The sequence below is a fragment of the Streptosporangium sp. NPDC050855 genome, assembly GCF_044456585.1.
GTDB lineage: Bacteria > Actinomycetota > Actinomycetes > Streptosporangiales > Streptosporangiaceae > Streptosporangium > Streptosporangium longisporum.
Genome location: NZ_JBITFY010000016.1, coordinates 219,109 through 245,827 on the forward strand (window position 1 = coordinate 219,109; position 26,719 = coordinate 245,827).

23 protein-coding genes and 1 riboswitch are annotated in these 26,719 nt (G+C 70.9%); of the genes, 10 read left to right on the top strand and 13 right to left on the bottom strand.

Annotated features, from left to right (window positions below; genetic code table 11):
* The first annotated feature begins 257 nt into the window (after positions 1-257).
* The gene (locus ACIBCT_RS29375) at positions 258-2,279 is read left to right on the top strand and encodes a HelD family protein (RefSeq protein ID WP_399193998.1); all 2,022 of its coding nucleotides are present in this window, start codon (positions 258-260) and stop codon (positions 2,277-2,279) included.
* A gap of 123 nt (positions 2,280-2,402) precedes the next feature.
* Here the strand turns inward: ACIBCT_RS29375 and groL are convergent, their stop codons facing one another.
* The 6 genes from groL to ACIBCT_RS29405 all read right to left on the bottom strand — a co-directional run bounded on the left by groL (position 2,403) and on the right by ACIBCT_RS29405 (position 9,933).
* Positions 2,403-4,031: a chaperonin GroEL gene (gene groL, locus ACIBCT_RS29380; RefSeq protein WP_399194000.1), complete on the bottom strand. Its 1,629-nt coding sequence runs from the start codon at positions 4,029-4,031 to the stop codon at positions 2,403-2,405.
* An 819-nt stretch (positions 4,032-4,850) separates the two neighbouring features.
* Complete coding sequence (locus tag ACIBCT_RS29385) at positions 4,851-5,051, bottom strand: cold-shock protein (protein WP_344899693.1); 201 nt, start codon at positions 5,049-5,051, stop codon at positions 4,851-4,853.
* Positions 5,052-5,480: 429 nt separating this feature from the next.
* Entirely contained in the window at positions 5,481-5,756 is a 276-nt protein-coding gene (locus tag ACIBCT_RS29390) for a MoaD/ThiS family protein (RefSeq protein ID WP_399194003.1), read from the bottom strand.
* A gap of 22 nt (positions 5,757-5,778) precedes the next feature.
* Positions 5,779-7,068: a threonine synthase gene (gene thrC / locus ACIBCT_RS29395; protein WP_399194005.1), complete on the bottom strand. Its 1,290-nt coding sequence runs from the start codon at positions 7,066-7,068 to the stop codon at positions 5,779-5,781.
* 14 nt (positions 7,069-7,082) lie between these two features.
* A riboswitch (SAM riboswitch) is annotated at positions 7,083-7,223 on the bottom strand.
* Positions 7,224-7,462: 239 nt separating this feature from the next.
* Entirely contained in the window at positions 7,463-9,082 is a 1,620-nt protein-coding gene (locus ACIBCT_RS29400; protein ID WP_399194007.1) for a S1 family peptidase, read from the bottom strand.
* Positions 9,083-9,375: 293 nt separating this feature from the next.
* Positions 9,376-9,933 carry an RNA polymerase sigma factor gene (locus tag ACIBCT_RS29405; RefSeq protein ID WP_344899701.1) on the bottom strand — a complete coding sequence of 186 codons (558 nt, stop codon included), beginning with the start codon at positions 9,931-9,933 and terminating at the stop codon, positions 9,376-9,378.
* 235 nt (positions 9,934-10,168) lie between these two features.
* Here ACIBCT_RS29405 and ACIBCT_RS29410 point away from each other — a divergent pair, with 235 nt between their 5' ends.
* Positions 10,169-11,593, top strand: a complete 1,425-nt coding sequence (locus tag ACIBCT_RS29410) for a trehalose-6-phosphate synthase (protein WP_399194009.1) — start codon at positions 10,169-10,171, stop codon at positions 11,591-11,593.
* A gap of 74 nt (positions 11,594-11,667) precedes the next feature.
* Positions 11,668-12,945 carry an MFS transporter gene (locus ACIBCT_RS29415; protein ID WP_399194011.1) on the top strand — a complete coding sequence of 426 codons (1,278 nt, stop codon included), beginning with the start codon at positions 11,668-11,670 and terminating at the stop codon, positions 12,943-12,945.
* Here the strand turns inward: ACIBCT_RS29415 and otsB are convergent.
* Together otsB and ACIBCT_RS29425 are read right to left on the bottom strand one after the other, a co-directional pair.
* Positions 12,902-13,687: a trehalose-phosphatase gene (gene otsB, locus ACIBCT_RS29420; protein ID WP_399194012.1), complete on the bottom strand. Its 786-nt coding sequence runs from the start codon at positions 13,685-13,687 to the stop codon at positions 12,902-12,904. The two genes, ACIBCT_RS29415 and otsB, sit on opposite strands and share 44 nt — an antisense overlap.
* Before the next feature lie 136 nt (positions 13,688-13,823).
* The gene (locus ACIBCT_RS29425) at positions 13,824-14,126 is read right to left on the bottom strand and encodes a DUF3263 domain-containing protein (protein ID WP_399194013.1); all 303 of its coding nucleotides are present in this window, start codon (positions 14,124-14,126) and stop codon (positions 13,824-13,826) included.
* 114 nt (positions 14,127-14,240) lie between these two features.
* On the opposite strand from ACIBCT_RS29425, the gene ACIBCT_RS29430 reads away from it, so the two are divergent.
* The 3 genes from ACIBCT_RS29430 to ACIBCT_RS29440 all read left to right on the top strand — a co-directional run bounded on the left by ACIBCT_RS29430 (position 14,241) and on the right by ACIBCT_RS29440 (position 17,100).
* Positions 14,241-15,056 (top strand): SAM-dependent chlorinase/fluorinase, encoded by an 816-nt coding sequence (locus tag ACIBCT_RS29430; protein ID WP_344899709.1) that lies wholly within the window; start codon positions 14,241-14,243, stop codon positions 15,054-15,056.
* A 395-nt stretch (positions 15,057-15,451) separates the two neighbouring features.
* Positions 15,452-16,141 carry a hypothetical protein gene (locus ACIBCT_RS29435; RefSeq protein ID WP_399194014.1) on the top strand — a complete coding sequence of 230 codons (690 nt, stop codon included), beginning with the start codon at positions 15,452-15,454 and terminating at the stop codon, positions 16,139-16,141.
* 458 nt (positions 16,142-16,599) lie between these two features.
* Positions 16,600-17,100, top strand: coding sequence for a hypothetical protein (locus tag ACIBCT_RS29440; protein ID WP_399194015.1), 501 nt, complete (start codon positions 16,600-16,602; stop codon positions 17,098-17,100).
* 253 nt (positions 17,101-17,353) lie between these two features.
* On the opposite strand, the gene ACIBCT_RS29445 is transcribed toward ACIBCT_RS29440, so the two are convergent.
* The 5 genes from ACIBCT_RS29445 to ACIBCT_RS29465 form a co-directional block, all read right to left on the bottom strand.
* Entirely contained in the window at positions 17,354-18,367 is a 1,014-nt protein-coding gene (locus tag ACIBCT_RS29445; RefSeq protein ID WP_344899715.1) for a dipeptide ABC transporter ATP-binding protein, read from the bottom strand.
* On the bottom strand, positions 18,351-19,397 hold the full coding sequence (locus ACIBCT_RS29450; protein WP_399194017.1) for an ABC transporter ATP-binding protein: 1,047 nt from the start codon (positions 19,395-19,397) through the stop codon (positions 18,351-18,353). Before ACIBCT_RS29450 ends, ACIBCT_RS29445 begins: the two co-directional genes overlap by 17 nt.
* Positions 19,398-19,405: 8 nt before the next feature.
* Positions 19,406-20,338 carry an ABC transporter permease gene (locus ACIBCT_RS29455; RefSeq protein WP_399194019.1) on the bottom strand — a complete coding sequence of 311 codons (933 nt, stop codon included), beginning with the start codon at positions 20,336-20,338 and terminating at the stop codon, positions 19,406-19,408.
* Positions 20,331-21,269: an ABC transporter permease gene (locus ACIBCT_RS29460; protein WP_399194021.1), complete on the bottom strand. Its 939-nt coding sequence runs from the start codon at positions 21,267-21,269 to the stop codon at positions 20,331-20,333. Before ACIBCT_RS29460 ends, ACIBCT_RS29455 begins: the two co-directional genes overlap by 8 nt.
* A 113-nt stretch (positions 21,270-21,382) precedes the next feature.
* Positions 21,383-23,017 carry an ABC transporter substrate-binding protein gene (locus tag ACIBCT_RS29465; RefSeq protein ID WP_399194023.1) on the bottom strand — a complete coding sequence of 545 codons (1,635 nt, stop codon included), beginning with the start codon at positions 23,015-23,017 and terminating at the stop codon, positions 21,383-21,385.
* Between the two features lie 502 nt (positions 23,018-23,519).
* Here ACIBCT_RS29465 and ACIBCT_RS29470 point away from each other — a divergent pair.
* The 4 genes from ACIBCT_RS29470 to ACIBCT_RS29485 all read left to right on the top strand — a co-directional run bounded on the left by ACIBCT_RS29470 (position 23,520) and on the right by ACIBCT_RS29485 (position 26,621).
* A complete protein-coding gene (locus ACIBCT_RS29470) occupies positions 23,520-24,461 on the top strand; it encodes an ABC transporter permease (RefSeq protein ID WP_399194025.1) in 942 nt (313 codons plus the stop codon).
* On the top strand, positions 24,454-25,317 hold the full coding sequence (locus ACIBCT_RS29475; RefSeq protein WP_399194027.1) for an ABC transporter ATP-binding protein: 864 nt from the start codon (positions 24,454-24,456) through the stop codon (positions 25,315-25,317). Before ACIBCT_RS29470 ends, ACIBCT_RS29475 begins: the two co-directional genes overlap by 8 nt.
* 189 nt (positions 25,318-25,506) lie before the next feature.
* Complete coding sequence (locus tag ACIBCT_RS29480) at positions 25,507-26,028, top strand: YbhB/YbcL family Raf kinase inhibitor-like protein (protein ID WP_399194029.1); 522 nt, start codon at positions 25,507-25,509, stop codon at positions 26,026-26,028.
* 389 nt (positions 26,029-26,417) lie between these two features.
* Positions 26,418-26,621 carry a hypothetical protein gene (locus ACIBCT_RS29485; protein ID WP_399194030.1) on the top strand — a complete coding sequence of 68 codons (204 nt, stop codon included), beginning with the start codon at positions 26,418-26,420 and terminating at the stop codon, positions 26,619-26,621.
* Positions 26,622-26,719 lie beyond the last annotated feature (98 nt).

Genomic DNA, 26,719 nt, shown 5'->3' on the forward strand with positions numbered 1-26,719 from the left:
GATTACGGAACGGTCTCAACGCCGGTCCCGACAATGCCCGCGATGACCGCTGAATGACGATCCGACGATCGATGAAGACGTCGTCACGGCGATTCTTACCGGGGCGGGCCGTCCCGAAGGACGCGCCCGCCCGAGGTCCCGGGCGCCACCGCGTACCCGGCCCTAATCCCTTTGAGACGCGCGGGCGTCGCCGCTAGGCTGGTCGATTCGCTGCCCGATGACCACCACCTCCGTTCATGAATGGGAGGCGCTTCAGCGTGCCCGCACACCAACTGGCCCCCGACATATCCTCCGATCCCGCCCGGATCCTCGCCGCCGAACGTGAACACCTGGCCGCCTCCAGGGCGGCGCTGCGCGCGATGCGCGAGCACGCCGCCTCCCTGTCCGCCGACGCCGCCGGGGACTGGGTCTCCCAGCAGGTCCTGCAGGGGCTGCTGGACCAGCGGGTCGCGGCGCTCGCCGACCACTCCGGCACGCCCCTGTTCTTCGGCCGGCTCGACCGGGAGGCCGGCGACGATCTGCCCGAGACGATCCACGTCGGGCGCAGGCACGTCCACGACGACCGCAGCCGCCCCCTGGTCATCGACTGGCGGGCTCCGGTCTCCCGGGCCTTCTACCAGGCCGGCCCGGCCGATCCGATGGGCGTCGTACGGCGCCGCCGGTTCGGCTACCAGGGCGGGGACCTGACCGCCTACGAGGACGAGCGCCTCGACCAGAGCGACACCGCCGTCGCGCAGAGCAGGATCCTCACCGAGGAGATCGAGCGCCCCCGCTCGGGGCCGATGCGCGACATCGTCGCGACGATCCAGCCCGACCAGGACGAGATCGTCCGCTCCGAGCTGACCCGGACCGTGTGCGTCCAGGGAGCCCCCGGCACCGGGAAGACCGCGGTCGGCCTGCACCGGGCGGCCTACCTGCTCTTCACCCACCGCGAGCGGCTCGCCCGGTCGGGCGTCATGATCGTCGGCCCGAACCGGGCGTTCCTCTCCTACATCTCCTCGGTGCTGCCCGCCCTGGGCGAGGTCAAGGTCGACCAGACCACGGTCTCCGGCATCCTCGGCGACCACTCCGCGCCCGAGGACGCGGCGGTCGGCGCCGTCAAGGGCGACGCCAGGATCGTCGAGGTGCTCAGGCGCGCCCTGTGGATGCACGTCGTCAAGCCCACCGAGGGCGTGCTGTACACCAAGGGGATCAACCGCTACCGGGTCGCCGACCACGAGGTGCGCGAGATCGTCGCCGCCCTGCGCGGCACCACCCGCTACGGGCCCGGCCGCGCGACGCTCGCCCAGCGCCTCGCCCACCTGGTGCTCGTCCGGATGGAGCAGCGCGGCGAGTCGCCCGACGACCGGGTGCAGGACGCGGTGGCCCGGTCCGCGCCGGTCAAGCGGCTGGTGGACGCGGTCTGGCCCAAGGTGACCCCGCAGCAGGTGCTGTACCGGCTGTTCAGCGACCCCGGCTTCCTGGCCTCCGCGGCCAAGGACGACCTCACGCCCGAGGAGCAGGCCCTGCTGCTCTGGGCCAGGCCCGCCAAGTCCTTCCGCTCGGCGAAGTGGTCGGCGGCCGACGCCGCGCTGATGGACGAGCTGGGCGACATGATCGAGCGGACCGTACCGCTGGGCCACCTGGTCGTGGACGAGGCCCAGGACCTGTCGGCGATGCAGCTGCGGGCGCTCGGGCGGCGCTGCCGTACCGGGTCGGCCACCGTGCTGGGCGACCTCGCCCAGGGCACCACGCCCTGGTCCGCGCGCTCCTGGACCGAGGTGCTGACCCATCTGGGCTTCGAGGACGGCAGCGTCACCGAGCTCACCCTGGGGTTCCGGGTGCCTCGCGAGGTCCTCGACTACGCCGCCAGGCTGCTGCCCTCGGTGGCCCCTGGCCTGGCCGCCCCCCGGTCACTGCGGCCCGGCGCGGGCTCCCTGTCGGTGCGGCGGGTGACGGACCTGGCCACGGCGCTGTCCGGCGCCGCCGAGGAGGCGCTCGCCCGCGAGGGGTCGATCGGCGTCATCGTCCCCGACGCCTCGGTGGACGCGGCGTCCGCCGCCCTGTCCCATCTGGATCACCGCGTGCTGAGCCCCGACACGGTCGCCGACCACCGCCTGCTGGTCGTCCCGGCCACCCTGGCCAAGGGCCTGGAGTACGACCACGTGATCGTGACCGAGCCGGCCGACATCGTCGCCGCCGAGCCCCGGGGCCTGGCCCGCCTGTACGTGGTGCTGACCCGCGCGGTCACCTCGCTGACCGTGCTGCACGCCCGGCCGCTCCCCGCGCAGCTCGGCTGACCACGCGACGCACCGGACGGTGAACGACGCGACGTCCGGCCGTTGAACGACACGGCGTCCGGACGGTGAACGCAAAAAGAGGCGGCCCCGACGGGGGTCGCCTCTTTTTCGAAAGCGTATGGACTAGAAGTCCATGTCGCCACCGCCGCCGGGCATGGCGGGAGCGGCACCGGCCTTCTCGGGCTTCTCGGCGATGACGGCCTCGGTGGTGAGGAACAGCGCCGCGATGGACGCCGCGTTCTGCAGAGCGGAACGCGTCACCTTGGCCGGGTCGATGATGCCCGTCTCGAACAGGTTGACGTACTCGCCGGTGGCGGCGTTGAGGCCCTCACCCGCGGGAAGGTTGCGCACCTTCTCGACCACGACGCCACCCTCGAGGCCGGCGTTCACGGCGATCTGCTTCAGCGGCTCCTCGAGAGCCTTCTTCACGATCGCGGCACCGGTGGCCTCGTCGCCGGTGAGCTCCAGCTTGTCGAACGCCTTGGCGCCGGCCTGCAGCAGGGCCACGCCACCGCCGGGGACGATGCCCTCCTCGACGGCCGCCTTCGCGTTGCGAACGGCGTCCTCGATGCGGTGCTTGCGCTCCTTGAGCTCGACCTCGGTCGCCGCGCCGGCCTTGATGACGGCCACGCCGCCGGCCAGCTTGGCGAGACGCTCCTGGAGCTTCTCGCGGTCGTAGTCGGAGTCGGTGTTCTCGATCTCGGCGCGGATCTGGTTGACCCGGCCGGCGATCTGCTCGGCGTCGCCGGCACCGTCGACGATGGTGGTCTCGTCCTTGGTGACGATGACCTGGCGGGCCCGGCCGAGCTGGTCCAGCGTGGTGGACTCCAGCTTGAGGCCGAGGTCCTCGCTGATGACCTGGGCGCCGGTCAGGATGCCGATGTCGCCCAGCATGGCCTTGCGGCGGTCACCGAAGCCGGGCGCCTTGACGGCGACCGAGCGGAAGAGACCGCGGATCTTGTTCACGACCAGGGTGGCCAGGGCCTCGCCCTCGACGTCCTCGGCGATGATCAGCAGCGGCTTGCCGGCCTGCACGACCTTGTCGAGAACGGGGAGCAGGTCCTTGTTGGCGGACACCTTGGAGTTGACGACCAGGATGTAGGGGTCGTCGAGGACGGCCTCCATCCGCTCCGGGTCGGTCACGAAGTACATCGAGGTGAGGCCCTTGTCGAAGCGCATGCCCTCGGTGAGCTCGAGCTCGAGACCGAAGGTGTTGCTCTCCTCGACGGTGATGACGCCTTCCTTGCCGACCTTGTCCATCGCCTCGGCGATCATCTCGCCGATCTGCGGGTCGCCCGCGGAGATCGAGGCGGTGGAGGCGATCTGCGCCTTCGTCTCCACGTCCTTGGCGAGCTTGGACAGCTCCTCCGACACGCGCTCGACGGCGGCCTCGATGCCCTTCTTCAGGGCCATCGGGTTGGCGCCGGCGGCGACGTTGCGGAGACCCTCACGTACGAGAGCCTGAGCGAGCACGGTGGCGGTGGTGGTGCCGTCACCCGCGACGTCGTCGGTCTTCTTGGCGACTTCCTTGACGAGCTCGGCCCCGATCTTCTCCCACGGGTCCTCGAGCTCGATCTCCTTCGCAATGGAGACACCATCGTTGGTGATGGTGGGGGCTCCCCACTTCTTCTCCAGAACGACGTTACGGCCCTTGGGGCCGAGGGTCACCTTCACGGCGTCCGCGAGCTGGTTCATGCCACGCTCGAGACCGCGCCTGGCGTCCTCGTTAAACGCGATCATCTTGGCTGCCATACGGCTAGACCTCCCAGATACAGGGTGGCTTGCTCCGGACCGAGCCGACGCCCGCGACGGCATGTGGGCCCACGACTCCGTTCGGCGGGCCCCATCGCCTCGATCCAGGTTTGGCACTCCTCATGTGCGAGTGCCAACAAACTGTTTAGCACTCTACCCTGCCGAGTGCAAGCTGCGATCGCCTGACCTGCGTCGCACCAGGGGACGTCGCGCCTTCACGGCGGCGCGTCAGGGGTACGGCACCGGCCGCCTCGTGGCACGTCAGGGGCGATCCACCGGGTACGACGCCCGGCCCGCCGGGGCGTGGGGCGTCCTTTCGCCGTCCGACGACGGCGGGACCGTTCCGCGCAGAGCGAAGGCCCGGTCCGTCCCCGCGGGAACGGACCGGGCCCGACGAAACGAACCGCTCGGACCGATCCCGGCCAAGCCGGACCAAGCCAAACCAGTCCAGATCAGCCCGCACGAAGCCGGACCAAGCCGGACCAAGTCGAACCAGCCCGGATCGGCCCGGACAGGACGGATCACATCGGACCGGAGTGAACGGCCTCGAACCGGACGGGCCGGGTCCGACGAACCCGTCCGGATCCGGCCGGATCCGGACGGGCCGAGCCCCGACCCGACCCGACGTGACCTGACGAGCCGACCACGCCGGACCGGGCCGGACATGAGGGGCGGGCGTGCGGAGCGGTCGGACAGACCGCGATCCGCAGGGTTCCACGAGGTTCCACGAGGTTCCGCGGGGCTCTGCGGTGCTCCGCGAGACTCCGCGGGGCTCCGCGGGATCCGCCGCCCGCCCGGAGAGTTCGGGGGACGGCCGGGTCAGACCGTCCGGACGGCTTCGGCCTGGGGACCCTTCTGACCCTGGGTGATCTCGAACTCCACCCGCTGGCCCTGCTCCAGTGCCCGGTAGCCGTCCATCATGATCGCGGAGTAATGGACGAACACATCCTTACCACCGTCTACCGCGATGAAGCCGTAGCCCTTGTCCGCGTTGAACCATTTGACGGTGCCCTGCGCCACTTGTGACTCCTCTTACTGGTCTTTAGGACGACGCCCATTCCTCTCGCGAAGTCCTCAATCTTCGGGCGAACTTCGCCACGTCGATCGCCCTCGACCATACCTGTGAGAAGTGGTCGAGCAACAGAGTCAAGCACCAAACTACCCGTTTACGCGAGTTTTCCGTACGAGAACATAGTTTGACTATCACTAGTAGTTAGTTTAAATTTGTACGATCTCTTCATACGCAAGGAATATGAGTCCGGGTCATAAAAAACGACACCCGCGCGGCCTGAGCCGTGCGGGTGTCGTGGGGAGATGTCGATGGCGAACGGGGCCGGGCCCCGAGCCCACCGGCGGTCCGGACGGGCCCGCAGGGGCCGGCCCGGGGCGGGTCGGGGACGACGTGACGGCGCGGGAGCGCCGGGACCGGGACGCCGGGTGGGCGGCGGTTCAGCCCCCGGCCACCGCCGGGATGATGGAGATCTGCGCGCCCGAGGGCGTGGCCGTGTCCAGGTTCTCGGCGAAGCGGACGTCCTCGTCGCCAACGTAGACATTGACAAAACGGCGAATCTTACCCGTTTCATCAAGGATTCGGGCACCGATCCCCGGGAAGTCCGCGTCCAGCTTCTGCAGAACTTCGCGCAGGGTCTCACCCTCCGCGCTCACCTCGGCGGCACCACCGGTGTACGTCCGGAGAATCGTCGGAATCCGCACAGAAACGCTCATAGTTCGGTACCTTTCACGGTTTTCAGGCGATGGCCGCACGGAATGCGTCAAGGGAGGGCCGGATGACCGCGGTGGGACGCGCCTCGGAGGCCACCGCGTCCAGGGTCTTGAGGCCGTCCCCGGTGTTGAGCACCACGGTCTCCGCGTCGGGGTCGAGCGTGCCCGAGGCGACCAGCTTGCGGAGCACGCCGACGGTGACGCCACCGGCGGTCTCGGCGAAGACGCCCTCGGTCCTGGCCAGCAGCCGGATCGCGTCGACGATCTCGGCGTCGGTCACGTCCTCGACGGCGCCACCGGTACGGCGGGCGATGTCCAGGACGTAGGGGCCGTCGGCCGGGTTGCCGATCGCCAGCGACTTGGCGATGGTGTCCGGCTTGACCGGGCGGATCACGTCGTGACCGGCCTTGTAGGCCGCCGAGACCGGCGAGCACCCCTCGGCCTGGGCGGCGAAGATCTTGTACGGGGTGTCCTCGACGAGCCCGAGCCGGATCAGCTCCTTGAACCCCTTGTCGATCTTCGTGAGCTGGGAGCCCGAGGCCACCGGGACGATGATCTGGTCGGGGATGCGCCAGCCGAGCTGCTCGGCGATCTCGTAGGCCAGCGTCTTGGAGCCCTCGGCGTAGTACGGCCGCAGGTTGACGTTGACGAAGCCCCACTTCTCGCCCAGCTCGTCGCCGATGAGCTCGGAGCAGAAGCGGTTCACGTCGTCGTAGGTGCCCTCGATGCCCACCAGCCTGCCGCCGTACACGGAGGCCATGACGATCTTGGCCTGCTCCAGGTTCGAGGGGATGAACACGCAGGAGTCCAGCCCGGCCCGCGCGGCGGCGGCGGCCACGGCACCGGCCAGGTTGCCGGTGGAGGAGCAGGACAGGGTGTGGAAGCCGAAGGTGCGGGCCGCCTCCACGGCGATGGCCACCACGCGATCCTTGAAGGAGTGCGTGGGGTTGCCCGAGTCGTCCTTCACGTGCAGCGAGCGGATACCGAGCTCGCGAGCCAGGTTCCGGGCGTTGACGAGCTTGGTCCAGCCGGGTGCCATGTTGGGCTTGGAGGCCACGTCGGCCGGGACCGGCAGCAGTGAGCGGTAGCGCCAGATGTTGTCCGGCCCCTCGGCGATCTGCTCCCGGGTCACGCGCCCGAAGTCGTAGGCGATCTCGAGGGGCCCGAAACATTCGATGCACGCGAAGCTCGGGCCGAGGTCGTAGCGGGCACCGCACTCGCGACAGGACAGGGCCACGGCGGGGCCGAAGCTTCCGCCCGCGTCCTGCTGGGCGGGCGAGGTGACGGTGATGTTCTCAGTGGTTGCGAGCGCCATGAAGCGAGGCCTTTCCCTCATCTTCGTCTGCGACCACCCTGGTCACAGACCGGAATTGGCACCTGTCCCGGCCGACCTCGTCAGATCACGAGTCTTGAACCGGGAGGGTTGCCGGGGCTTCGCAGGGCCGGTCCCTCCACCCCTCTGGATGAGCACGTATTCAGTTGTCGACCTGATGCGCAGGTCTCCAGCACTCTACCCCGCCACCCCGCCGTCCCGGCAAGCCGTCTCACCGTATGAGACATGGCGTGTTACCTGCCGGACAGGGACATCGGCGGGGGTGTGGTCACCGGCCCTGACGCCGACCCGGGACCGGGCCGGCGTCAGGGCCGGGACCGTGCCGGAGGCCTGACGCCCGGCCGGACACCGGACTTCCCGAAGACGGCCGCTCAGGTCAGGGCGCGCTGCGGACCGAGAGCGGGGACGGCGCCCTGAGCCCCACGGTGTAGGCGCCGGAACCGGCCACGCTCGCCACCCGGTAGCGGTAGAAACCGGGCGTCCCGGTGTAGGTGATCTTCTCGTCGGGGCCGGCGCTCCTGGAGGAGGCGACGACCCGCCAGGCGGAGCGGCTCCACTTCTGCAGGTACAGGTCGAAGTCCGCGCCGGCGGGGCCGTCCAGGCACCCGAAGTGGTTCCCGGGAATGCCCGCCCGGTAGTAGACGCTCCTGGGGTGGTAGACGGACCTCCCGGCGGCCAGCGCGCCGGTGAAGGTGGTGGGATAGCCGGTGCAGGTGCCGGTGGTCGGCGGCGGCGGATTGCCCGCCGTGGTCCTCAGGGCCAGGCCGTAGGCGGTGAGGATCTCGGCGATCGGCTGGAAGTAGGTGACGCCTCCCGAGGCGCAGTCGCCCGAGCCTCCGGAGGTGACGCCCTGGGCCTGGTCGATGGCGATGAACGAGCCGCCCGAGTCGCCGGGCTCGGCGCAGACGCTGGTACGGGTCAGCTCCAGGACGGCGCCCTGGGGGTAGGTGACGCTGGCGTCGCGCTGCTGGATGAGGCCGCAGTACCAGTCGGTGGTGGAGCCCGACCGGCAGACCGAGGCCCCCTCGATGGCGACCCGGGCCCCGGCGACGGGGACGATGCCGCCCTCGCCGTTGTCCACACCGGCGACGGCCGTCCAGGCGGCGTTGGTGGCCACCCAGGCGTAGTCGCTGCCCGGGAAGACCGACCCCTGGAAGACCCCCTGGGCCTGGCGGTTGAACCCGAGGGTGGGCGCGCCCTGCCTGCCGCAGTGACCGGCGGTGACGAACCCCTGCTGGTTCCCCTTGAGGACGGAGAAGCCGACCGAGCAGCGGTTGACGGTGTTGATGTAGTAGGCGTTTCCGCCGACCAGGTCGTACAGCGGCAACGGCGCCTCGGTGGAGGGCAGTACGATCACGGCGGTCTGGTCGAGACCGGAGGACTCGATGATGTTCTCGGTCTGGTCCGGCCGCGGGGCCAGCACGACCACCTTGTTCCGCTTGACGTCGATGTAGCGGACGCTGGAGACCAGCGGCTGCGGCGGCAGGGTGGCGTCGAGCTTCGCCTTGATGGCGGACAGCTCCGTCAGCGACGTGGGAACGATCTCGGCCTGCGCGCCCGCGGCCAGGATCTGGGGGATGTCGGCGGCCCTGGTGCTGGCCACCACCAGGGTGTGCGCGGTCTTGGCCCGCAGCCAGGCGCCGCCGAAGCGGTCACCGAGCCTCCTGCTCATCTGCTCGGCGATCGGGATCAGCCGGGCCTCGTTGAGCAGCCGGGTCTCGGCCTCGGCCCGGGTCAGGCCCAGGTCGCGCTGGAGCGCCTCGAGCATGCCCGGTGGCGGCGCCGCGGCCCTCGCGCCCCCGGGAACCGTCACACCCGGCGTCCCGGCCCTGGAAGGCGTTCCCGGTGTCTTCGTCGCGATCGGTACGGCGGGCCCGACCGGCTCGGCCGCCCCGGGCCCGCCCGTCCGGGGGTCGGCGTCCGCCGGAGCGGCGGCCAGGGTGAGCGCGGTGATCGCCAGGACGCATCCGGCGGTGACGGCGTGTCTGCGGGACATGTGGGTCTCTCCTCGACCTCGGCTTCCGGAGCTGAGGGGGGAGATCGCCCCATGTCACCGACGGCCTGATGACGCGGGCACCGGGCCGGGTGACGCGGACGGGGCCACCCTAATCCAGCCGTCACCGGTCAAGGCCGCAGAAGCCGCACGCCACGCGGACGACCCTCGTTGAGGGGCGGGAGGCGACGGGCCGGAGCCGGCCGGAGGCGACCGGCCGGCCCGCAAGGAGCCGGTCGGAAGGAGACGGCCGAAGAAGGGCGGGCCGAAGAGAGGACGGGCCGGAGAAGGACGGGTCAGAGACCGTAGGCCTCCCCCAGGGCCCCCTGGACGTACTTGCGGGCCTGGTGGATCCGCGACTTGGCGGTGCCCAGCGGGATGCCGAGCTGCTCGGCCACCTCGTTGTAGTCGAGCTGGCAGATGTCACGCAGCACCAGAGCCTGCGCCAGGTCGGGCTTCTCGGCCTCCAGCGCCTCCATCGCGTCGAGCAGGTCGAGCCGGGATCCGGCGATCACGCTCACCCGGGCGACGTCCGGCTTCTGCAGGGGGAGCTCGTCCGAGCTCTGCTCGGCGGCGCGGCGCTTCAGCGATCGGTAGGTGGTCCTGGCGCAGTTGGCGGTCACGATGTGCAGCCAGGTGCTGAACCGGGCGCGACCCTCGAAGCGGCCGATGTTGCGGGCCACCGCCAGCAGGGTGTCCTGGCAGGCCTCCTCGGCGTCCTGGCGGTAGGGGAGGATGCGGCCGCAGTGCCGCAGCACGGCGGGCTCGATGCGCTTCAGCAGCTCGCCGAGCGCGCGGTGGTCACCGAGGGCGGCCTGCCGGGCCAGTTCCTCGGTCGTCTCGTCCAGCGCCATCACGGGCCCCCATCAGCGGTCACGGTCGCTGGACATCCTACGGTCGTAGATGACAGACGTTCACCGTCGATCGCGCCATAAAAGCGGGTAAAACCCATGAACACAAACCGACCGGCTGACAAGAGCTGACACAATCCGACGAACGCCATTCTTCCCTCTCCGGAAGAGGAGGCGTCCCGGGAAGGTGCCGGTTAACCTTCAGGACAGGCGTGTCCCTAGCCAGTGAAGGGATCTGATGAAAGCGATCCTGGTGGCCTCCAACCGGGGCCCCGTCTCCTTCACCCTCTCCGAGGACGGCTCCCTGTCCATGCGCAGGGGAGGAGGCGGCCTGGTGTCGGGGCTGTCGGCGGTCGCCAGGGACATGGGCGCCCTGTGGGTCTGCGCGGCACTGTCCGACGGCGACCGGGGCGCGGTGCGGCTGGCGCCCGGCGGCCGGCTCGACCAGGCGGGCTACGACACCGGGGCGCTGCGGATGCTCGACATCCCCCCGACGACCTTCCACCGCGCCTACAACGCGGTGGCCAACTCCACCCTCTGGTTCGTCCACCACCTCCTCTACGACACCCCCAACATGCCGCACTTCGACGCCAGGTTCCGCCGGGAGTGGGAGTCGTACCAGGCCTACAACGAGGCGTTCGCCATGGCGCTGGCCGAGGAGGCCCCGCACGAGGCGCGGGTGATGGTGCAGGACTACCACCTCAGCCTGGTCCCGGCCATGCTCCGGGGCGAGCGGCCCGACCTGCGGGTGGCGCACTTCTCGCACACCCCCTGGGCCCCGCCGGAGTACTTCGCCCTGCTGCCCGACGACGTGGCGGCCGAGCTGCTCGAGGGCATCCTGGGCTCCGACCACGCGGGCTTCCTGACCGAGCGCTGGGGCACCGCGTTCATGGACTGCTGCCGGACCGTGCTCGGCGCCTCGGTCGACCCCGGCGCCCGTACGGTGACCCACGCGGGCAGGACCACCCGGGTCGGCACGCACAGCCTGGGCGTGGACGGCAAGGCGCTCTGGGCGCGGGCCGGGGAGCCCGACGTGGAGTCGCACATGGCCGCGCTCCGCGCCCAGGTGGGCGACCGCAGGCTGATCGTGCGGATCGACCGGACCGAGCTGTCGAAGAACATCGTCAGGGGCCTGGTCGCCTACCGGGAGTTCCTTGCGGCCCATCCGGAGTGGCACGGCCGGGTCACCCACCTGGCCTTCGCCTACCCCTCCCGGCACGACCTGCCCGAGTACCGCGAGTACACCGCGGCGGTGCAGCGCTGCGCCAAGGAGATCGAGGACGAGTACGCCACCGAGGACTGGGACCCGCTGATCCTCAACGTCGACGACGACTACCCGCGGTCGCTGGCCGCCTACCGGCTGGCCGACGTGCTGCTGGTCAACCCGATCCGGGACGGGATGAACCTGGTCGCCAAGGAGGGGCCGATCCTGTCGCCGGGCAGCGCGCTGGTGCTCTCGCGGGAGGCGGGCGCCGCCGCCGAGCTGGGCGAGCACGCCCTCACGGTCAATCCCTACGACGTCTCGGCCACGGCCGCCGCGCTGCACGAGGGCCTGACCATGCCCGAGGGCGAACGCTCCCGCAGGGGCGGCCTGCTGGCCGCGGCGGCGACCGCCCTCCCCCCGCACCGGTGGTTCGCCGAGCAGCTCGACGCCCTCGCCTGAGCGCGGAGTTTCAGACCTCTATGAGATAGTTTCCGAGGCCGTTTCAGTTTTTTCGACGTCCGGGGGAGATCAGGGTGATCGTGACCGCGCCCGTCCGGCTGGTCCGCGACCGCCCGACCTGGCTGGTCTACCTCCAGCTCGGCGTCTTCGCCACCTACCTGTACGGCCTCAGCGCCGCGCTCCCGCTGCTGCGGATCGACCAGGGCCTCTCCCAGGCGGTCGCCGGGCTGCACGGCACCTCGATGGCGGTCGGCGGCATCCTCACCGGCCTCGCGCTCCCCCGGCTGACCGCCCGGATCGGCCGCCGGGCCGTGATCTGGACCGGGATGGCCGGGATGAGCGCCGGAACGTTCCTGGTGGCGGCGGCCCCCACCGTCCTGCCCGCCACCCTGCTCGGCTACGGCGTCGCCAGCGGGATGGCCTCGCTCACCATGTACACGGGCATGGCGTCGCTCGACGACCGCCACGGCCCGGCGGGCCCGGCGGCGATCAGCGAGGCCAACGCGGTCTGCGTGATCGTCGGCATCGGGGTGCCGTTCGTGGTCAGCGTCGCGGCGCAGAGCACGCTGGGCTGGCGGGCGGCGCTGGTGGTGCCCACCGTGCTGACCGTGCTGCTCGCACTGTTCATGGGGCGCGTCCGCGTCCCCGAGCGCCCGGCCGCGGCCGAGACGGGGCCCGTCTCGCCCGGGATGGACGCCGCGCCCGGAGTGGACGCCTCGCCCGGGGTGGACGCCTCGCCCGGGGACGGCGCCCGCCTGGGACGGCGCTTCCGTCTGGCCGGGATCGTGCTGTTCTGCTGCGTCGCCGCGGAGTTCTGCTTCAACCTGTGGGCGGCCAAGCTGTTCTCCGACCGGACCGGCCTGTCTCCGGCGGTGGCCGCGACCGCGGTCGCGGCGTTCACCGCCGGGATGGCGGCCGGGCGGCTGGCGGGGGCGTGGCTGGCCCTGCGGATCGCGCCGACGGTCCTGTTCATCGGGGCGCTGCTGGTCGCGGCCACCGGCTGGGGGGTCTTCTGGCTGAGCACGGAACCCGCGTTCTCGTACGCGGGGCTGGCGCTCTCCGGGCTGGGCGTCGCGCTGCACTTCCCGATGGCGCTCTCCCGGCTGCTGGCCGTCTCCGGGGGACGGCGGAACCAGGCGACCGCGATCGCCTCGATCATCACGAGCGTCGCCCTCGGAGTGGGCCCGTTCGTGCTGGGCGCGCTGGCCGACGGGTTCGGCACCCGGACGGCGTTCCTCCTGGTGCCGGCGCTGATCGGGGCGGCCCTGGCCGGGCTGCTGATCGGCACCGCCGGGGACGCGCCCGCCCTCAGCCGGTCGTCTCCTTCTCGATCGCGTCGGCGATCGAGCTGAGGAGCTCCAGCACCCCCGTGGGCCCGTCCACCACCAGGTCGGCCTCGACCTCGATCTCGGGCGACCCGCTGAACACCGTCACCCCCGGCAGCCCCGAGCCGCGCACGGCCGCGAACGCCGGCAGGTCGCCCAGGTCGTCCCCGGCGAACAACACCGACCGGGCGGCCCGCTCGCGCAGGAAGGCGTCCAGCGCCACCCCCTTGTCGATCCCCGGCGGGCGCAGCTCCAGCACGAGCTTGCCGGGCTCCACGGTCAGCCCGGCCGAGGCGGCCAGCGTGGCCACCGGCCCGGCCAGCGCCTCCAGGGTGGCCCACGGGTCGGCGGCCTGACGGGTGTGCACGGCGACCGCCCGTTCCTTGTCCTCGATCCTGACCCCGTCCAGGCCCGCGACCAGGGTGAGCAGCCCGGCCCTGGCCTCGTCCAGGCCCGGGTGCACGGGCGGCGCGGCCAGCGCGCCCGCCTCCCAGCGTTCGAGGCCGTAGTGACCGAGCACCACCAGGCCGGGCACCGCGGCCAGGGAGCCGTACTCGACCGCGACGGCGGCCGGCCGGCCGGTCACGATCACCAGGGAACCGATGAGACCGCCGAGCCTGGTCAGCACCTCGGCCCCGCCGGGGGCGATCCTGGCCGCGGCCGGGTCGGGGACGATCGGGGAGAGCGTGCCGTCGAAGTCGAGCCCGATCACCGCCCCCGCGGGGTCGGCGACGATCGCCTTCAGTCCGTCGGTGGTGTTCGCCCTCATGCCCGCCTCAGCCCGTCGAGTGTCTTCGCCGTCATGTCGTGTCCTCGCCGTCATGCCGCCCGGCTCCGGTCCGTCCGCGCGGCGCCCACCGGGAGACCCCGGCGCGGGCGCCCGCCCGAGCGGTCGTACCCCACCATCAGGGGCGCAAGCCCCTCTTTCGGGCGGCGCGTTCCTGGCGGCGGGTCTCGCGGAGCCGACGCAGGCGTTTGACCAGCATCGGATCGTGGGCGAGCGCCGCCGGCAGCTCGATGATCTCGCTGAGCAGCTGGTAGTAGCGCGTCGCGGAGAGGTCGAAGACCTGGCGGATCTCCTGCTCCTTGGCGCCCGCGTGACGCCACCATCGCCGTTCGAAGGCGAGCAGTTCCCGCTCCTGTTCGGTGAGCGCCCGCGACGGAGGCTCGGCTGCGGCGCCGTCGCCGGGGGTCGGCGCGGGATCCATTGCTTCCTCCTCGGCCGGACGGGCGGGGATCGCACCGCGTGCGCGACCAGAAGTCAGGATAGTCCGGAATTTCGCGCTGTTCATGACGGATGTGGAGACGTACAGTCACCAGGTGTGACCTCTGTCATCAGCCTTCTCACCGACTACGGCCTGGAGGACGGCTACATCGCCGCCTGTCACGGCGTGATCGTCGGAATCTCGCCGGAGTCGCGGATCATCGACGTGTGCCATCTGGTGCCGCCGGGTGACGTACGGCGCGGGGCGGCGATCCTGGCCCAGACGATCGCCTACCTCCCGCCGGGCGTGCACGTCGCCGTGGTGGACCCGGGTGTCGGCGGAGCGCGCAGGGCCGTGGCGGTCGAGGCCGGGGAGCACGTGTTCCTGGGGCCCGACAACGGGCTGCTGTCGTGGGCGATCAACGCGAGCGGGGGCGCGCGGGCCGCCTACGAGCTGTCCAACGGCGATCTCTTCCTCAAGCCGGTCTCGCCGACCTTCCACGGGCGCGACCTGTTCGCGCCGGTGGCGGCGCACCTGGCGATCGGGCGCCGGCCGGCCGAGCTGGGCCCGGAGATCCCGCTGGGCCGCCTGGTCTCGCTGCCCGCGCCCACCTCGACCGTGCAGGAGGGGTACGCCGAGGGGGAGGTGCTCTCGATCGACCGGTACGGCAACGCCCAGCTCTCGATCGGCTCGGGCGACCTGGTGAGCCTGGGCATCACGCCGGGCGACACCCTGGTGGTCTGGCTGGGCAGGCGACGGCTGTCGGTGCCGTTCAGGGAGACGTTCACGGCGGTCCCGCCGGGCGACGTGGTGGCGTTCACCGATTCGGCCGGGCTGGTCGCGCTGGGCGTCAACGCCGGTGACGCCTCGCAGAGGCTGGGCCTGCCGCCCGGGGCCCATGTCCGGCTCTCCCTGGGGTCCCGCCATATGTGACTACGTGCCCAATAGAGGCATCTAAAGGTAATCACTGTATGTATCGGTCTGTTTACTGAAGCGTCGTCCTCCCTGGAAGAGCGCGTGTCAGAATCCCGGTGACGTGTAACCCCGCCCCCTCCCGACGAGGTCACCGTGTTCTCCTTCCCGCTCCCTCCGGCGTTCCCGCACGGCCGGGCACCCGCCTGTCATGCGTCCTCACCCCCCGCCCCGCCCGGCGGTCCCCCCGGCATCCCACCCCCCGCCCCGCCCGGCGTCCCACCCGCCGTCCCCTCCGGCCCTGCGCCCGGTGGCCCACCCGCTGGTCCCCCCGTCGTCCCGCCCGGCCCTGCGCCCTGTGGTCCACCCGGCACCCCGCAGGGCGCCCTGCCCGCCCGCCGCCCGGGGATCGCACGGTGAGGGGCTCGGTGGCGCTCACCGCCGCCCCGTTCTGCGTGGCGGCGGCCCTGAGCGTCACGTCCGTCCCGCAGCCCGACACCGCGCGCCTCGTCTCCGGCCGGGTCCCGGCGACGGCGGTGGCCACCGCCCCGGCCCTCCTCCGCGCCGCCGTCGCGCCCCGGGCCGCCCGCCACCCGCACGACCCGGCCTCGATCGCCTGCCGTCCCGGTGAACCGGCACGCGAGCTCCGTGACCTTCGTGAGCTCCGTGACCCGCGTGGACGGCGCAGCCCCGTACACGACCTCCGGAACGGACGCGAACCGGCCCGCGACGTCCGTGACACCCCCGACACCCGTGACACCCGTGACACCCGGGGCGCGCCCGGAGCGGCTCGCCCCGGGCGGAGCGCCCGCGAGGCGCCCCCCGCCCCCCGGTCCGCGTACGAGGTGGCGCGCGAGCCCGGCCCCTCGGACACCCGCGCTCCGGGCGGGCCCCGGCCGCCGTCACCGGCCGCCGGGCCGGGCACCCCCGCTCCCCCCTCCGGCCGGAAGCCGGCCGCGGCCTCCCCCGTCGGCGGGGCCTCCCCGCCCGGTGCGGCCCGTGACACCTACGTCTCGCTGGTCCTGCTCGCCCTGGCCCTGGCGGGGCGCGCGGTGGCCATGCGCCGCAGGTCCGGCCCGGCCCTTCCGGAAGAGGATCGCACCTAGCAAGTGCTTGCGTGCGGCCCGTCCTCGGCCGTACCCGGGGCCGACGGCCGGCTCACCGTGGACGACGGTGTCGCGCGGCCTGCCCGGCACCGCCCGCGATCGTTGCGGGACCGCCCGCCTCCCGTCCCGGACGGGTTTCTGCCACGCCTCCCGTCCCGGACGGGTTTCTGCCACGCCCCCCGTACCGCGACGGGGAGAACCCGGCACGGGTGCGCCCGCCGCGCGCCAGGCGCGCCAGGCGCGGGAGGCGCGGGAGGCGCGGATCGGGCCGGCGATCGATCAGGGCCCCTCCGGACACGGCCCCGCGATCATTGCCACAACCTGACCATTCTTGACCCTCCAGAAAGCATGTCGCTGGATAGTCTCACTCCCGTTACTTTGAGTAGCCGCGTGCAGACGGTCCGTTCAAAAGGGCCCAGAACACTGCCGCGACGATTTCCTTCCAGGGGGAACCAACAATGATTCGTCGTCTTCTCATCACCTCCGCGTGCGTCGGTATCGCCGTCATCGCACCGGCCGCGGCCGCGTCCGCCGCCACCTCCTCCACCGCCTCCAAGGCCGCCGTCACCTCGGTGGCGCAGGCCAAGGTCGCCAAGGCCGCCAAGTCCAAGGCCGACTGCTGCGGCGTCGGCGTCGTCAGCACTCCGGTCGTCGCCTGCCCGACCGTCGTCGCGGTTCCCACCGTCTACGCGGCCGGCTGCGGCGGCGTCTACGGCGGCGGGGTCGTCTACGGCGGCGGCGTCTACGGTGGCGGCGTCTACGGTGGCGGCGTCTATGGCGGTGGCGTCTACGGCGGTGGCGTCTACGGTGGCGGCTTCGGCCACCACGGCGGCTTCGGCCGTGGCGGCAACAACATCGGCGGCGGCGGCAACATCATCAGCAGCGGCAGCGGCGTCGGCCACGGTGTCGGCATCGGTGGCCTCGTCGGCATCGGCGGCGTCGGCGTCGACATCCTCTAGTACGCCGTCCTCTAGCACGTCGAGGATCACGCGGTAGGCAAGACGGGGCGCGGCCCCCATCCGTCACGGGTGGGGGCCGCGCCTCTTCGCGTCACCGGACCGTCCCGCGCGGGCCCGGTCCGCGCGGGCCCCGACAGGCCCCGACCGGCCGCGCGCCACGTCGCGCCCTCGTCCCGCGCGCCCGACGCGCCGAACGCACGTGACCCCGACCGCCCGGGACGCCGGACGCGTACGACGTCAGACGCGCACGACGTCAGATGTGCACGACGTCGTGCGTCTCGGCGAAGTGGCAGGCGCTCGCGTGCGCGGTGCCGGGCCTGACCACCAGCGCGGGCTCCTCGGTGGCGCAGATCTCCTCGGCCTTCCAGCACCGGGTACGGAACCGGCAACCCGACGGCGGATCGGCCGGGGAGGGCGGGTCCCCGTGAAGGATGATCCGCTCGCGCCGCTCGCGTCCCTCGGGGTCGGGCACCGGCACGGCCGACAGCAGCGCCTGGGTGTAGGGGTGGGCGGGCCGGTCGTAGATCTCGGTGTCCTTGCCCAGTTCGACGATCTTGCCCAGGTACATCACCCCGACCCGGTCGGAGATGTGCCGGACCACCGACAGGTCGTGGGCGATGAAGACGTACGCCAGCCCGAACTCGTCCTGCAGCCGTTCCAGCAGGTTGACGACCTGCGCCTGGATCGACACGTCCAGCGCGGAGACCGGTTCGTCACAGACGATGATCTCCGGCTGGAGCGCCAGCCCCCGGGCGATGCCGATGCGCTGGCGCTGGCCGCCGGAGAACTGGTGCGGGTAGCGGTGGATGTGCTGGGGGTCCAGGCCCACCACCTCCAGCAGTTCCTGCACCCTGCGGCGCCGGTCCCCCTTGGGGGCGACCTCGCCGTGGATCTCGAACGGCTCCCCGATGATGTCGCCCACGGTCATCCGGGGGTTCAGCGAGGTGTAGGGGTCCTGCATCACCATCTGGATGTTGCGGCGGACCCGCTTCAACGCGCCGCCCCTGGCGCGGGCGATCTCCTGGCCGTTGATCCGTACCGAGCCCGAGGTCGGCCGCTCCAGCGCCATCAGGAGCCTGGCCAGCGTGGACTTGCCACAGCCGGACTCGCCCACGATGCCCAGCGTCTCGCCCCGGCGCAGGTCGAAGGAGACCCCGTCGACGGCCTTGATCGCGCCGACCTGCTTGCGCAGGATGACGCCCTGGGTCAGCGGGAAGTGCTTGACCAGGTCGCGCACCTCAAGGATCGGATCACCCGTGGCTGCCATCGAGGACCTCCCTCCAGTAGTGGCACGCGCTGCTCCGCGCCGGGTCGATCTCGTACAGCGGTGGCGGGTCGGTGACGCAGTCGTCCTGACGGTACGGGCACCGGGGGTGGAAGGAACAGCCCGAGGGCATGTCGAGCAGGTTCGGCGGCATGCCCTTGATGGCGTACAGCTCCTGACCCTTCTGGTCGACCCGGGGGATCGAGTCGAGCAGCCCCTTGGCGTACGGGTGGGCGGGGGCCCGGTAGATGTCGTGCACCGGGGCGTGCTCCACGATCCGCCCGGCGTACATCACCGCGATCCGGTCGGCGACGTCGGCCACCACGCCGAGGTCGTGGGTGATCAGGATCAGGCCCATGTCGCTCTCCCGGCGCAGCTCGGCCAGCAGCTCCATGATCTGGGCCTGCACGGTCACATCGAGCGCGGTCGTCGGCTCGTCGGCGATCAGCACCTCCGGGTCGAGCGCGATCGACATCGCGATCATGATGCGCTGGCGCATCCCCCCGGAGAACTGGTGCGGGTAGTCGTCGACCCGCTGCGCGGCGGCGGGGATGCGGACCCGGTCCATCAGCTCGATCGCCTTCTTGTGGGCGTCGCGCCGGGACATGCCGCGGTGCACCCGGAACATCTCCCCGATCTGGGCGCCGACGGTGAACACCGGGTTCAGCGCGGAGAGCGCGTCCTGGAAGATCATCGCGATCCTCCGGCCGCGGATCTGGGAGCGGGCCTCCTCGGACAGGGTGAGCAGGTCGGTGCCGCGGAAGCGCACCTCGCCCCGGGGGATGCGGGCCGGCGGCATGTCGAGCAGGCCCATGATCGCCTGCGCGGTCACCGACTTGCCCGAACCGGACTCGCCGAGCACGGCGAGCGTCTCCCCCGGGCTCAGCGAGTAGCTGACCCCGTTGACCGCCCTGAGCACGCCCTGCCTGGTCACGAACTCCACGTGCAGGTCGTCGACGACGAGCAGCGGCTCGCCGGCCGCCACGTTCCCGTCCGGCACCGGCGAGGTCGCCGGGGTCACGGTCCTCTTCACAGGTCCCCCTACCGCAGCTTCGGGTCGAGGGCGTCGCGGACGGCGTCACCCAGCATGATGAAGGCCAGCACCGTCAGGCTCAGGAAGAGCGCCGGGAACAGCAGCGCCCACGGAGCCTCCAGGAAGCGTTCCCGGGCATCGGAGATCATGAGTCCCCAGGAGATGTCGGGCGAGCGCAGGCCCACGCCGAGGAAGGAGAGCCCGGCCTCGGCGGCGATGAAGTACCCCAGGTTGATGGTGGCGACCACGATCACCGAGGCGACCGCGTTCGGCAGGATGTGCCGGAACATGATCCTCGGTGTGGAGGCGCCGAGCGCCCGCGCCGCGAGCACGTAGTCCTGGCTCTTGGCCGTGATCACCGCGGCCCGCATGATCCGGTACGTCATCGGCCAGGTCAGCACCGCCAGCGCGAGCATGACCGTCCACACGTTGCCGGTCCGGAAGACCGCCAGGATCAGCAGGGCGCCCAGGATCGACGGGATCGCGAAGAAGATCTCCGCCACCCGGGAGAACCCGGAGTCGACCCAGCCTCCGGCGTACCCGCCGAGCAGGCCGAGCAGACCGCCCGCCAGCGCGGTGACGATCGTGGTGGACAGGCCGACCACGATCGAGTTGCGGGCTCCGTGGACGGTACGGGCGTAGACGTCGCAGCCGAGGTTGTCGGTGCCGAACCAGTGGAGCTCGCTCATGCCCTTGCGGGCGTCGGACAGCTGGCAGGTCGTGGCGTCGAACGGGTTCACCGAGGTGAAGAGCGAGGGGACGATCGCCATCGTGACCAGGATGCCGATCAGGAAGGACGCCCCGATGAACAGCGGCCGGCGGCGCAGGTCGTACCAGGCGTCGTTCCACAGGCTCGCGGCCTTGGGACCGGAGCCCCTTCCCCGGCGGAAGCGCCCGGGGGACCCGGTCTGCCCACCGGCCGGGATGAGGGTGTCACTCATAGCGGATCCTCGGGTCGAGCACGGCGTACAGCAGGTCGACGATCAGGTTGGCCAGGATGTAGATCAGCACCAGCATGGTCACGATGCCGACGACGACGGGTTGTTCCCGCAGGTAGACGGAGCTGAACAGCTGCTGTCCGATGCCCGGCAGATTGAAGATCGTCTCGGTGATCACCGCGCCGCCCATCAGCTGGCCCAGGTCCGCGCCCAGGTAGGTGACCAGCGGGATCAGCGCGTTGCGCAGCGCGTGCCGCCCGACGACCCTCCGGCGCGGCAGGCCCTTGGCCACCGCGGTGCGGATGTAGTCGGCGCGCAGGATCTCCACCAGGCTGCCCCGGGTGAGCCGGGTGAGGTAGGCGATCGACGTCCCCGCGAGCACGAACCCGGGCAGCAGGTAGCTGCGCCAGCCCTCCGACACGCCCGCGACCGGGAACAGGTCGATCCCGGCCTGCTTGAGCTTCACGCCCAGCAGCAGCTGCAGCACGAAGCCGGTCACCAGGGTGGGGACCGAGATGAGCACCAGGGTGGAGGCCAGGATCATCGAGTCCAGGGGGCGGCCGCGGCGCAGGGCCGCGTACGTGCCCAGGCCGATGCCGATGACCGCCTCCAGCACCAGGGCGGTCACCGCCAGGTTGATCGTCACCTGGAACTTGCCCGCCAGGATGTCGCTCACCCGCACCCCGCTGAAGGTGGTGCCCAGGTCACCGGTGAACAGGCCGGTGACGTAGTACCAGTACTGCACCAGGAACGGGTCGTTCAGGTGGTACTGCTCGCGCAGGATGTTGACGATGTTGGGGTCGATGCGCTTCTCGCCCGCCAGCGCCGCGATGGGGTCACCGGGCAGCGCGAAGACGATGGCGTAGATGAGCAGGGTCGCGCCCACCAGGACAGGTATCGCCTGGATCAGGCGTCGGAGGATGTAGCGGCCCATTCAAGTCTCCCGTACGTGCCCGGGTCGGTCCCGCGCACCGGCGGATCGCGGTGCGCGGGACCGGCCCCGGGCGGCCAGTGAGGCCGGACCCTCGCCCGGCGCTCGGCCCTTCGTCAGCCGGTCTTCTCCAACTCGGACCACTCGATCTGGTTGAGAAGGTTGATCCTGACGTTCTTGACCTTCTGGGAGTGGGCCGCGTTCATCCGGTAGAAGTAGACCGGGATGTACGGCAGTTCCTTGATCAGCACGTCGTCGGCCTGCTGGTAGAACTTCAGGCTCTCCTCCATCGTCGCGGCGGTGTCGCCCTTGGCGAGGAGCTCGTCGAACTCCTTGTTCGACCAGCCGGCGTAGTTGGAACCGGTCTTGATCGCGACGGTGGAGAAGATCGGGGTGAGGTAGTTCTCCGCCGACGGGTAGTCGATCGCCCAGCCCATCCGGAACAGCCCGCCGTAGGTCTTCTTGTCGAGCTCGTCGAGGATCGAGGCGAACTTCTCGAAGGGCTTGACCGTGACCTCGATGCCCAGGTTGGCGCGGAGGTTGTTGGCGACGGCCTCGATCCACTCCTTGTGCGGGCCGTCGGAGTTGTAGCCCAGCTCCAGCGTCTTGGGGCCGCCCGCCTCGGCGTACTGGGCCTTGGCCTTGGCCGGGTCGTAGGCGCAGACCGCGCAGGCGCCGGGACGATGGCCCTGCAGCAGCGGGTTGATGAAGTCGTCCGCGGGTGCGCGGGTGCCGGAGAAGACCGTCTCGGCGATGGTCTTGCGGTCGATCGCCATGGAGACGGCCTCGCGGACCCTCACGTCCGCGTACGTCTTGTTGTACTGCAGCGGGAAGCCGATGTAGCCGATGCCCGCGTCCGGCTCGTCGATGTAGCGCTCGCCGAACTCCGACTTGGCGCGGGAGATCGCCGAGGGGGGCAGCGAGTCGTGCAGGTCGAGGTTCTCGGCGGCCAGGTCGTTGAACGCGGTCTCCTGGCTCGTGTAGAGCTTGAACTGGAGCTTGGCGAACTTCGGCTTCTCCCCGGGGAACTTGTCGTACCGGGTGAGGTCGATCGTCTGGTCGGTGCCCTTGTTGTAGGGCTTGTCGATCTGGAAGTAGCCCTGGCCGATCGGCTTCTTGGCGTACTCCTCGGTGATCTTGCCGTCGGGGCCGAAGGCGACCTTGGGCAGCGGATAGAACGAGGTGTACCCGAGCATCGTCTTGAACTGGGAGAACGGCTGGCTCAGCGTGACGGTGAAGGTCGACTCGTCGACGACCTTCAGGCCCTTCATCTCCTTGACGGAGACGGTCTTGCCCTCACCGGGGTTCAGGTCGGCCCAGCCGTCGATGCGGCTGAAGAAGCCGTTGGCGCCCTGCGCGTTGTCCTGGTTGGCCGCGTAGTTCCAGGCGTCGACGTAGTTCTGCGCGATCACCTTCTCGCCGTTGTGCCAGGTGTAGCCGGGCTTGAGCTTGATCGTCCACACCTTGTTGTCGGTCGTCTCGATCGACTCGGCGGCCTCGTTGACGACCTGCTTCTGCTCGTCGTAGCTGACCAGCCCCGAGAACATGGCAGCCATCGCCTCGGCACCCTCGGACTCGGTGGTGTCGCCGGGGTAGAAGAGCTTCTGCGGCTCACCCAGCTCCATCCGCACCGGCAGGTCGGCGGCGGCCGACCCCCCGCCGGGGGTTTCCGTGCTGCCGCAGGCGGCCAGCGCGAGGGCGAGTAGCGCGGTGCCGGCGGCAGCCCGCGCACCCTTGGTAACACGCAGCATTGCGGTAAATCCTCCCTTTGCAGGCTTGCGCCGGCACTGAGATCCGTTAACCGGGCACCGCGAAGGAGGATCTTGTGGTTCCTGCTTCCCGCTGGTTCCGGTTCGGGTGCTGACGCCACACCGATCGGTCGCGACTATTCCTCACCGTTCCGTATCGGCTTGTATCTGCGATGTTGCAGTTAGGTCACGCATATGCCGATTCCGCGTCATACGCCCGCCACCTCGGTGAATCCGTCTTGGCAGGTTTCTACAAATCCGACATCAGCCCCTACATCAGACGTCAACGGTCATGTCAAAATCCCCTCTGGCCGGGATCCCCATGTCCGTTACTCGGCCATGACCCCCGGTGGGGACCGCGCCGACCCTTCCCCGGTCCCGCGGGGCGGCCACCGACGAACTTCACAATTGCCGTGGAACCTCCGGCCCGGGGAACCCGTCCAATGTGTGCGGCGGCAGACCGCCGCAGGCACTTCATCCACTCGCATCCAATAGAGTCCTTGCCATGAGCCAGCCGGAATCCGCGATCGCGGACGCCCAGGCGGGTGGCCCGAAGAACGGCAACCCCCCAGAGGGGCAAGAGCCGCTGGCCAAGCTCGCCGCGCGTTACGGACTTCGGCGTGCCATCGCACGCCCCAGTCTGCCCGTCTACCTGCGTCAACTGTGGGAACGACGTCACTTCATCACGACGTACGCCACCTCCCGCAACGTCTCGAAGTACAGCAACTCCGCCCTGGGCCAGCTGTGGCAGGTCGTCACGCCACTGCTGAACGCCGCGATCTACTTCCTGATGTTCGGCCTGATCCTCGGCGCGAACAAGGACATCGAGAACTACCCGGCCTTCCTCATCACCGGGATGTTCGTCTTCACCTACACCCAGCGCTCGGTGAGCGGTGGCGCCAGGGCGATCTCCGGCAACCTGTCGCTGATCCGCGCCCTGCACTTCCCCCGGGCCGCGCTCCCGCTGGCCTACACGATCCAGGAGTTCCAGCAGCTGCTGATCTCCATGGGCGTGCTGTTCGGCCTGGTACTGCTCACCGATGAGCCGCTCACCCTGTACTGGCTCCTCATCCCGGTCGCCCTGGCGCTGCAGACGATGTTCAACATCGGCGCCAGCCTGGTCCTGGCCCGCGTCGGCGCCACCGCCCGCGACCTGAACCAGCTCCTGCCCTTCATCATGCGCACCTGGCTGTACGCCTCCGGCGTGTTCTTCTCCATCGAGGACAAGGTCGTGGGGCCCGACGGCGCCGGCCTGCCCCAGTGGGTCGCCGACGTCATGTACTTCAACCCGGCGGCCGCGTACATCGAGCTCATGCGGGACCTGCTGATGCAGACGCACGAGCCCCGTCCCTACATCTGGGGCGTCTGCGTATTCTGGGCGGTGTTCGCTCTGCTCGGCGGCTTCTGGTACTTCTGGCGAGCCGAGGAGAAGTACGGCCGTGGCTGAGTTGACCGAGGAGCTGTCCGGAGTGAAGGCCGAGGAGCCGGCCGTGCCCAGCACGGACGTCAGGGTGCACCCCGCCCCGGAACCCGCCGCCGGCGGCGGCGCCGCCCCCGAGGGCGACCCGACGGTCATCGTCGACGACCTGCACATCATCTACCGCGTGTACGGGGCGGCCAGCGACACCGAGAAGGGCAACGCGGTCAACGCCCTCATGCGCCTCGTCAAGCGCCAGGGACGGCCGCAGATGAAGGAGGTGCACGCCGTCCGCGGCGTGTCCTTCGTGGCCCGCCACGGTGACGCCATCGGCATCGTGGGCCGTAACGGCTCCGGCAAGTCCACGCTGCTGCGCGCCATCGCCGGCCTGCTGCCCCCGCACTCCGGCGCGGTCTACACCGACGGCCAGCCCTCCCTGCTCGGCGTCAACGCCGCGCTGATGCGCGAGCTCACCGGTGAGCGCAACATCGTGCTCGGCTGCTACGCGATGGGCATGAACCCCGCCCAGGTCAAAGAGACCTACGACGACATCGTCGACTTCTCCGGCATCGGGGAGTTCGTGCAGTTCCCCATGTCGACCTACTCCTCCGGCATGGGCGCCAGGCTCCGCTTCGCCATCGCCTCGGCCAAGTCCCACGACGTGCTGCTCATCGACGAGGCCCTGGCCACCGGCGACCGCGAGTTCCGGCGCAAGAGCCAGGACCGCATCAAGAAGATGCGCGACCAGGCCGGCACCGTCTTCCTGGTCGCGCACAACCTGGACGTCATCGAGGAGACCTGCAACCGGGTCATCTGGCTGCACAAGGGCAAGATCAAGATGGACGGCGACCCGCAGACGGTCCTGGCCGCCTACAACAAGGGCTGACCGCACGGAGGCGATCGCCACGGGGTCCGGCCGTGGCGATCCCCGGCGGGCCTGCTCCACCGGGCCCGCTCCGGCGTGGCCGGCCCCACGGGTCACGGGATCCGATCGTCGTGGCCTCCGGTCGCTACGGGATCCGATCGCGGGCAGGATGAGGGGCGACCGACAAGACGCTCCCATCGGAGGTGAATCGTGTCCACGCGGCCACCGATTCCATATGACCTGCTGCCCCCGGTCCCGGCCCTGACCGTCGAGAGCGACGACGTGCGCGACGGCGAGCGCCTGGCCGAGACCCACGTGTTCGACGACTGGGGGGCCACCGGCCAGAACGTCTCCCCGCACCTGCGCTGGTCCGGCGCCCCCGAGGGCACCCTCAGCTACGCCGTGACGTGCTTCGACCCCGACGCGCCCACCGGCAGCGGGTTCTGGCACTGGCTGCTGTTCGACATCCCCGCAGGTACGACCGAACTGCCCTCGGGTGCGGGCACCGCCGACACGAGCGTGGGCGTGCACGGCCGCAACGACTACGGCACGCTCGCCTACGGCGGCGCCGCCCCGCCGCCCGGCCCCCCGCACCGCTACATCTTCGCGGTGCACGCCCTCGACGTGGAGAAGCTCGGCGTCGACGCCGACGCCTCCGCCGCCGTGGTGGGCTTCAACATCACCGCCCACACCCTGGCCCGCGGCTACATCGTTCCCGAGTACCAGAACTGACACGGCGCCGGCGCGTCGCGGTCCGGCCACCCGGACCCGGCGCGCGGCCCCGCACGGTCCCGGACGGCCCCGCGCGGCCCCGCACGACCCTCCACGGTCCCGCGGGGCCGCGCAGGACTCCGCCACGGGCCCACGGCGCTCCGCGGCCCGTTCCTCACCGGCCTTCGCCGGCCTCTCACCGGTCCGTCCCCGGACCGGCGAGGGACGTGCCGGGCCGCACCGGGAGCCTCTCCGCGAACGGAGGCCGGTGGGCGGGTACGGGCCCCCGGGACGTTCCCGGACGGAACATCAGGGCGGGACATCGAGCCGGGACGTCAAGCGGGGGCGTGGATGTGACACGGGGGGCAATGGACTGACAGCGTGTTCGGTGTTCCGGTATGATTCGAACGTTGTTTCGATCCGAGGAAGCCGTCATGGAGTGGGGGCGCGCGATGCGAGACCTGTCCACCGCGATCGACCACCTGTCCGTCGAGGACCCGTCCGAGATTCCGCGTCTCCAGCTCACCGAGCAGCTCATCGAGCTGCACTGGCAGATGGCCAGGCTCCAGGCCGAGATCGCCCGTCGCACCTCCGTGCGGCGTCCGGGGCGCTGAGGCGGGGGGGGGGGGGGGGGGGGGGGGGGGGGGGGGGGGGGGGGGGGGGGGGGGGGGGGGGGGGGGGGGGGGGGGGGGGGGCGGGGGGGGGGGGGGGG

What these genes read in the sequence shown, in the direction of transcription:
- thrC (WP_399194005.1), bottom strand. Translation starts at nt 7,068, where the DNA reads ATGGCGCTCGCAACCACTGAGAACATCACCGTCACCTCGCCCGCCCAG.
- ACIBCT_RS29440 (WP_399194015.1), top strand. Translation starts at nt 16,600, where the DNA reads ATGATTCGTCGTCTTCTCATCACCTCCGCGTGCGTCGGTATCGCCGTC.
- ACIBCT_RS29400 (WP_399194007.1), bottom strand. Translation starts at nt 9,082, where the DNA reads ATGTCCCGCAGACACGCCGTCACCGCCGGATGCGTCCTGGCGATCACC.
- ACIBCT_RS29425 (WP_399194013.1), bottom strand. Translation starts at nt 14,126, where the DNA reads ATGGATCCCGCGCCGACCCCCGGCGACGGCGCCGCAGCCGAGCCTCCG.
- ACIBCT_RS29460 (WP_399194021.1), bottom strand. Translation starts at nt 21,269, where the DNA reads ATGGGCCGCTACATCCTCCGACGCCTGATCCAGGCGATACCTGTCCTG.
- ACIBCT_RS29405 (WP_344899701.1), bottom strand. Translation starts at nt 9,933, where the DNA reads ATGGCGCTGGACGAGACGACCGAGGAACTGGCCCGGCAGGCCGCCCTC.
- ACIBCT_RS29470 (WP_399194025.1), top strand. Translation starts at nt 23,520, where the DNA reads ATGAGCCAGCCGGAATCCGCGATCGCGGACGCCCAGGCGGGTGGCCCG.
- ACIBCT_RS29390 (WP_399194003.1), bottom strand. Translation starts at nt 5,756, where the DNA reads ATGAGCGTTTCTGTGCGGATTCCGACGATTCTCCGGACGTACACCGGT.
- ACIBCT_RS29445 (WP_344899715.1), bottom strand. Translation starts at nt 18,367, where the DNA reads ATGGCAGCCACGGGTGATCCGATCCTTGAGGTGCGCGACCTGGTCAAG.
- groL (WP_399194000.1), bottom strand. Translation starts at nt 4,031, where the DNA reads ATGGCAGCCAAGATGATCGCGTTTAACGAGGACGCCAGGCGCGGTCTC.
- ACIBCT_RS29455 (WP_399194019.1), bottom strand. Translation starts at nt 20,338, where the DNA reads ATGAGTGACACCCTCATCCCGGCCGGTGGGCAGACCGGGTCCCCCGGG.
- ACIBCT_RS29465 (WP_399194023.1), bottom strand. Translation starts at nt 23,017, where the DNA reads ATGCTGCGTGTTACCAAGGGTGCGCGGGCTGCCGCCGGCACCGCGCTA.
- otsB (WP_399194012.1), bottom strand. Translation starts at nt 13,687, where the DNA reads ATGAGGGCGAACACCACCGACGGACTGAAGGCGATCGTCGCCGACCCC.
- ACIBCT_RS29410 (WP_399194009.1), top strand. Translation starts at nt 10,169, where the DNA reads ATGAAAGCGATCCTGGTGGCCTCCAACCGGGGCCCCGTCTCCTTCACC.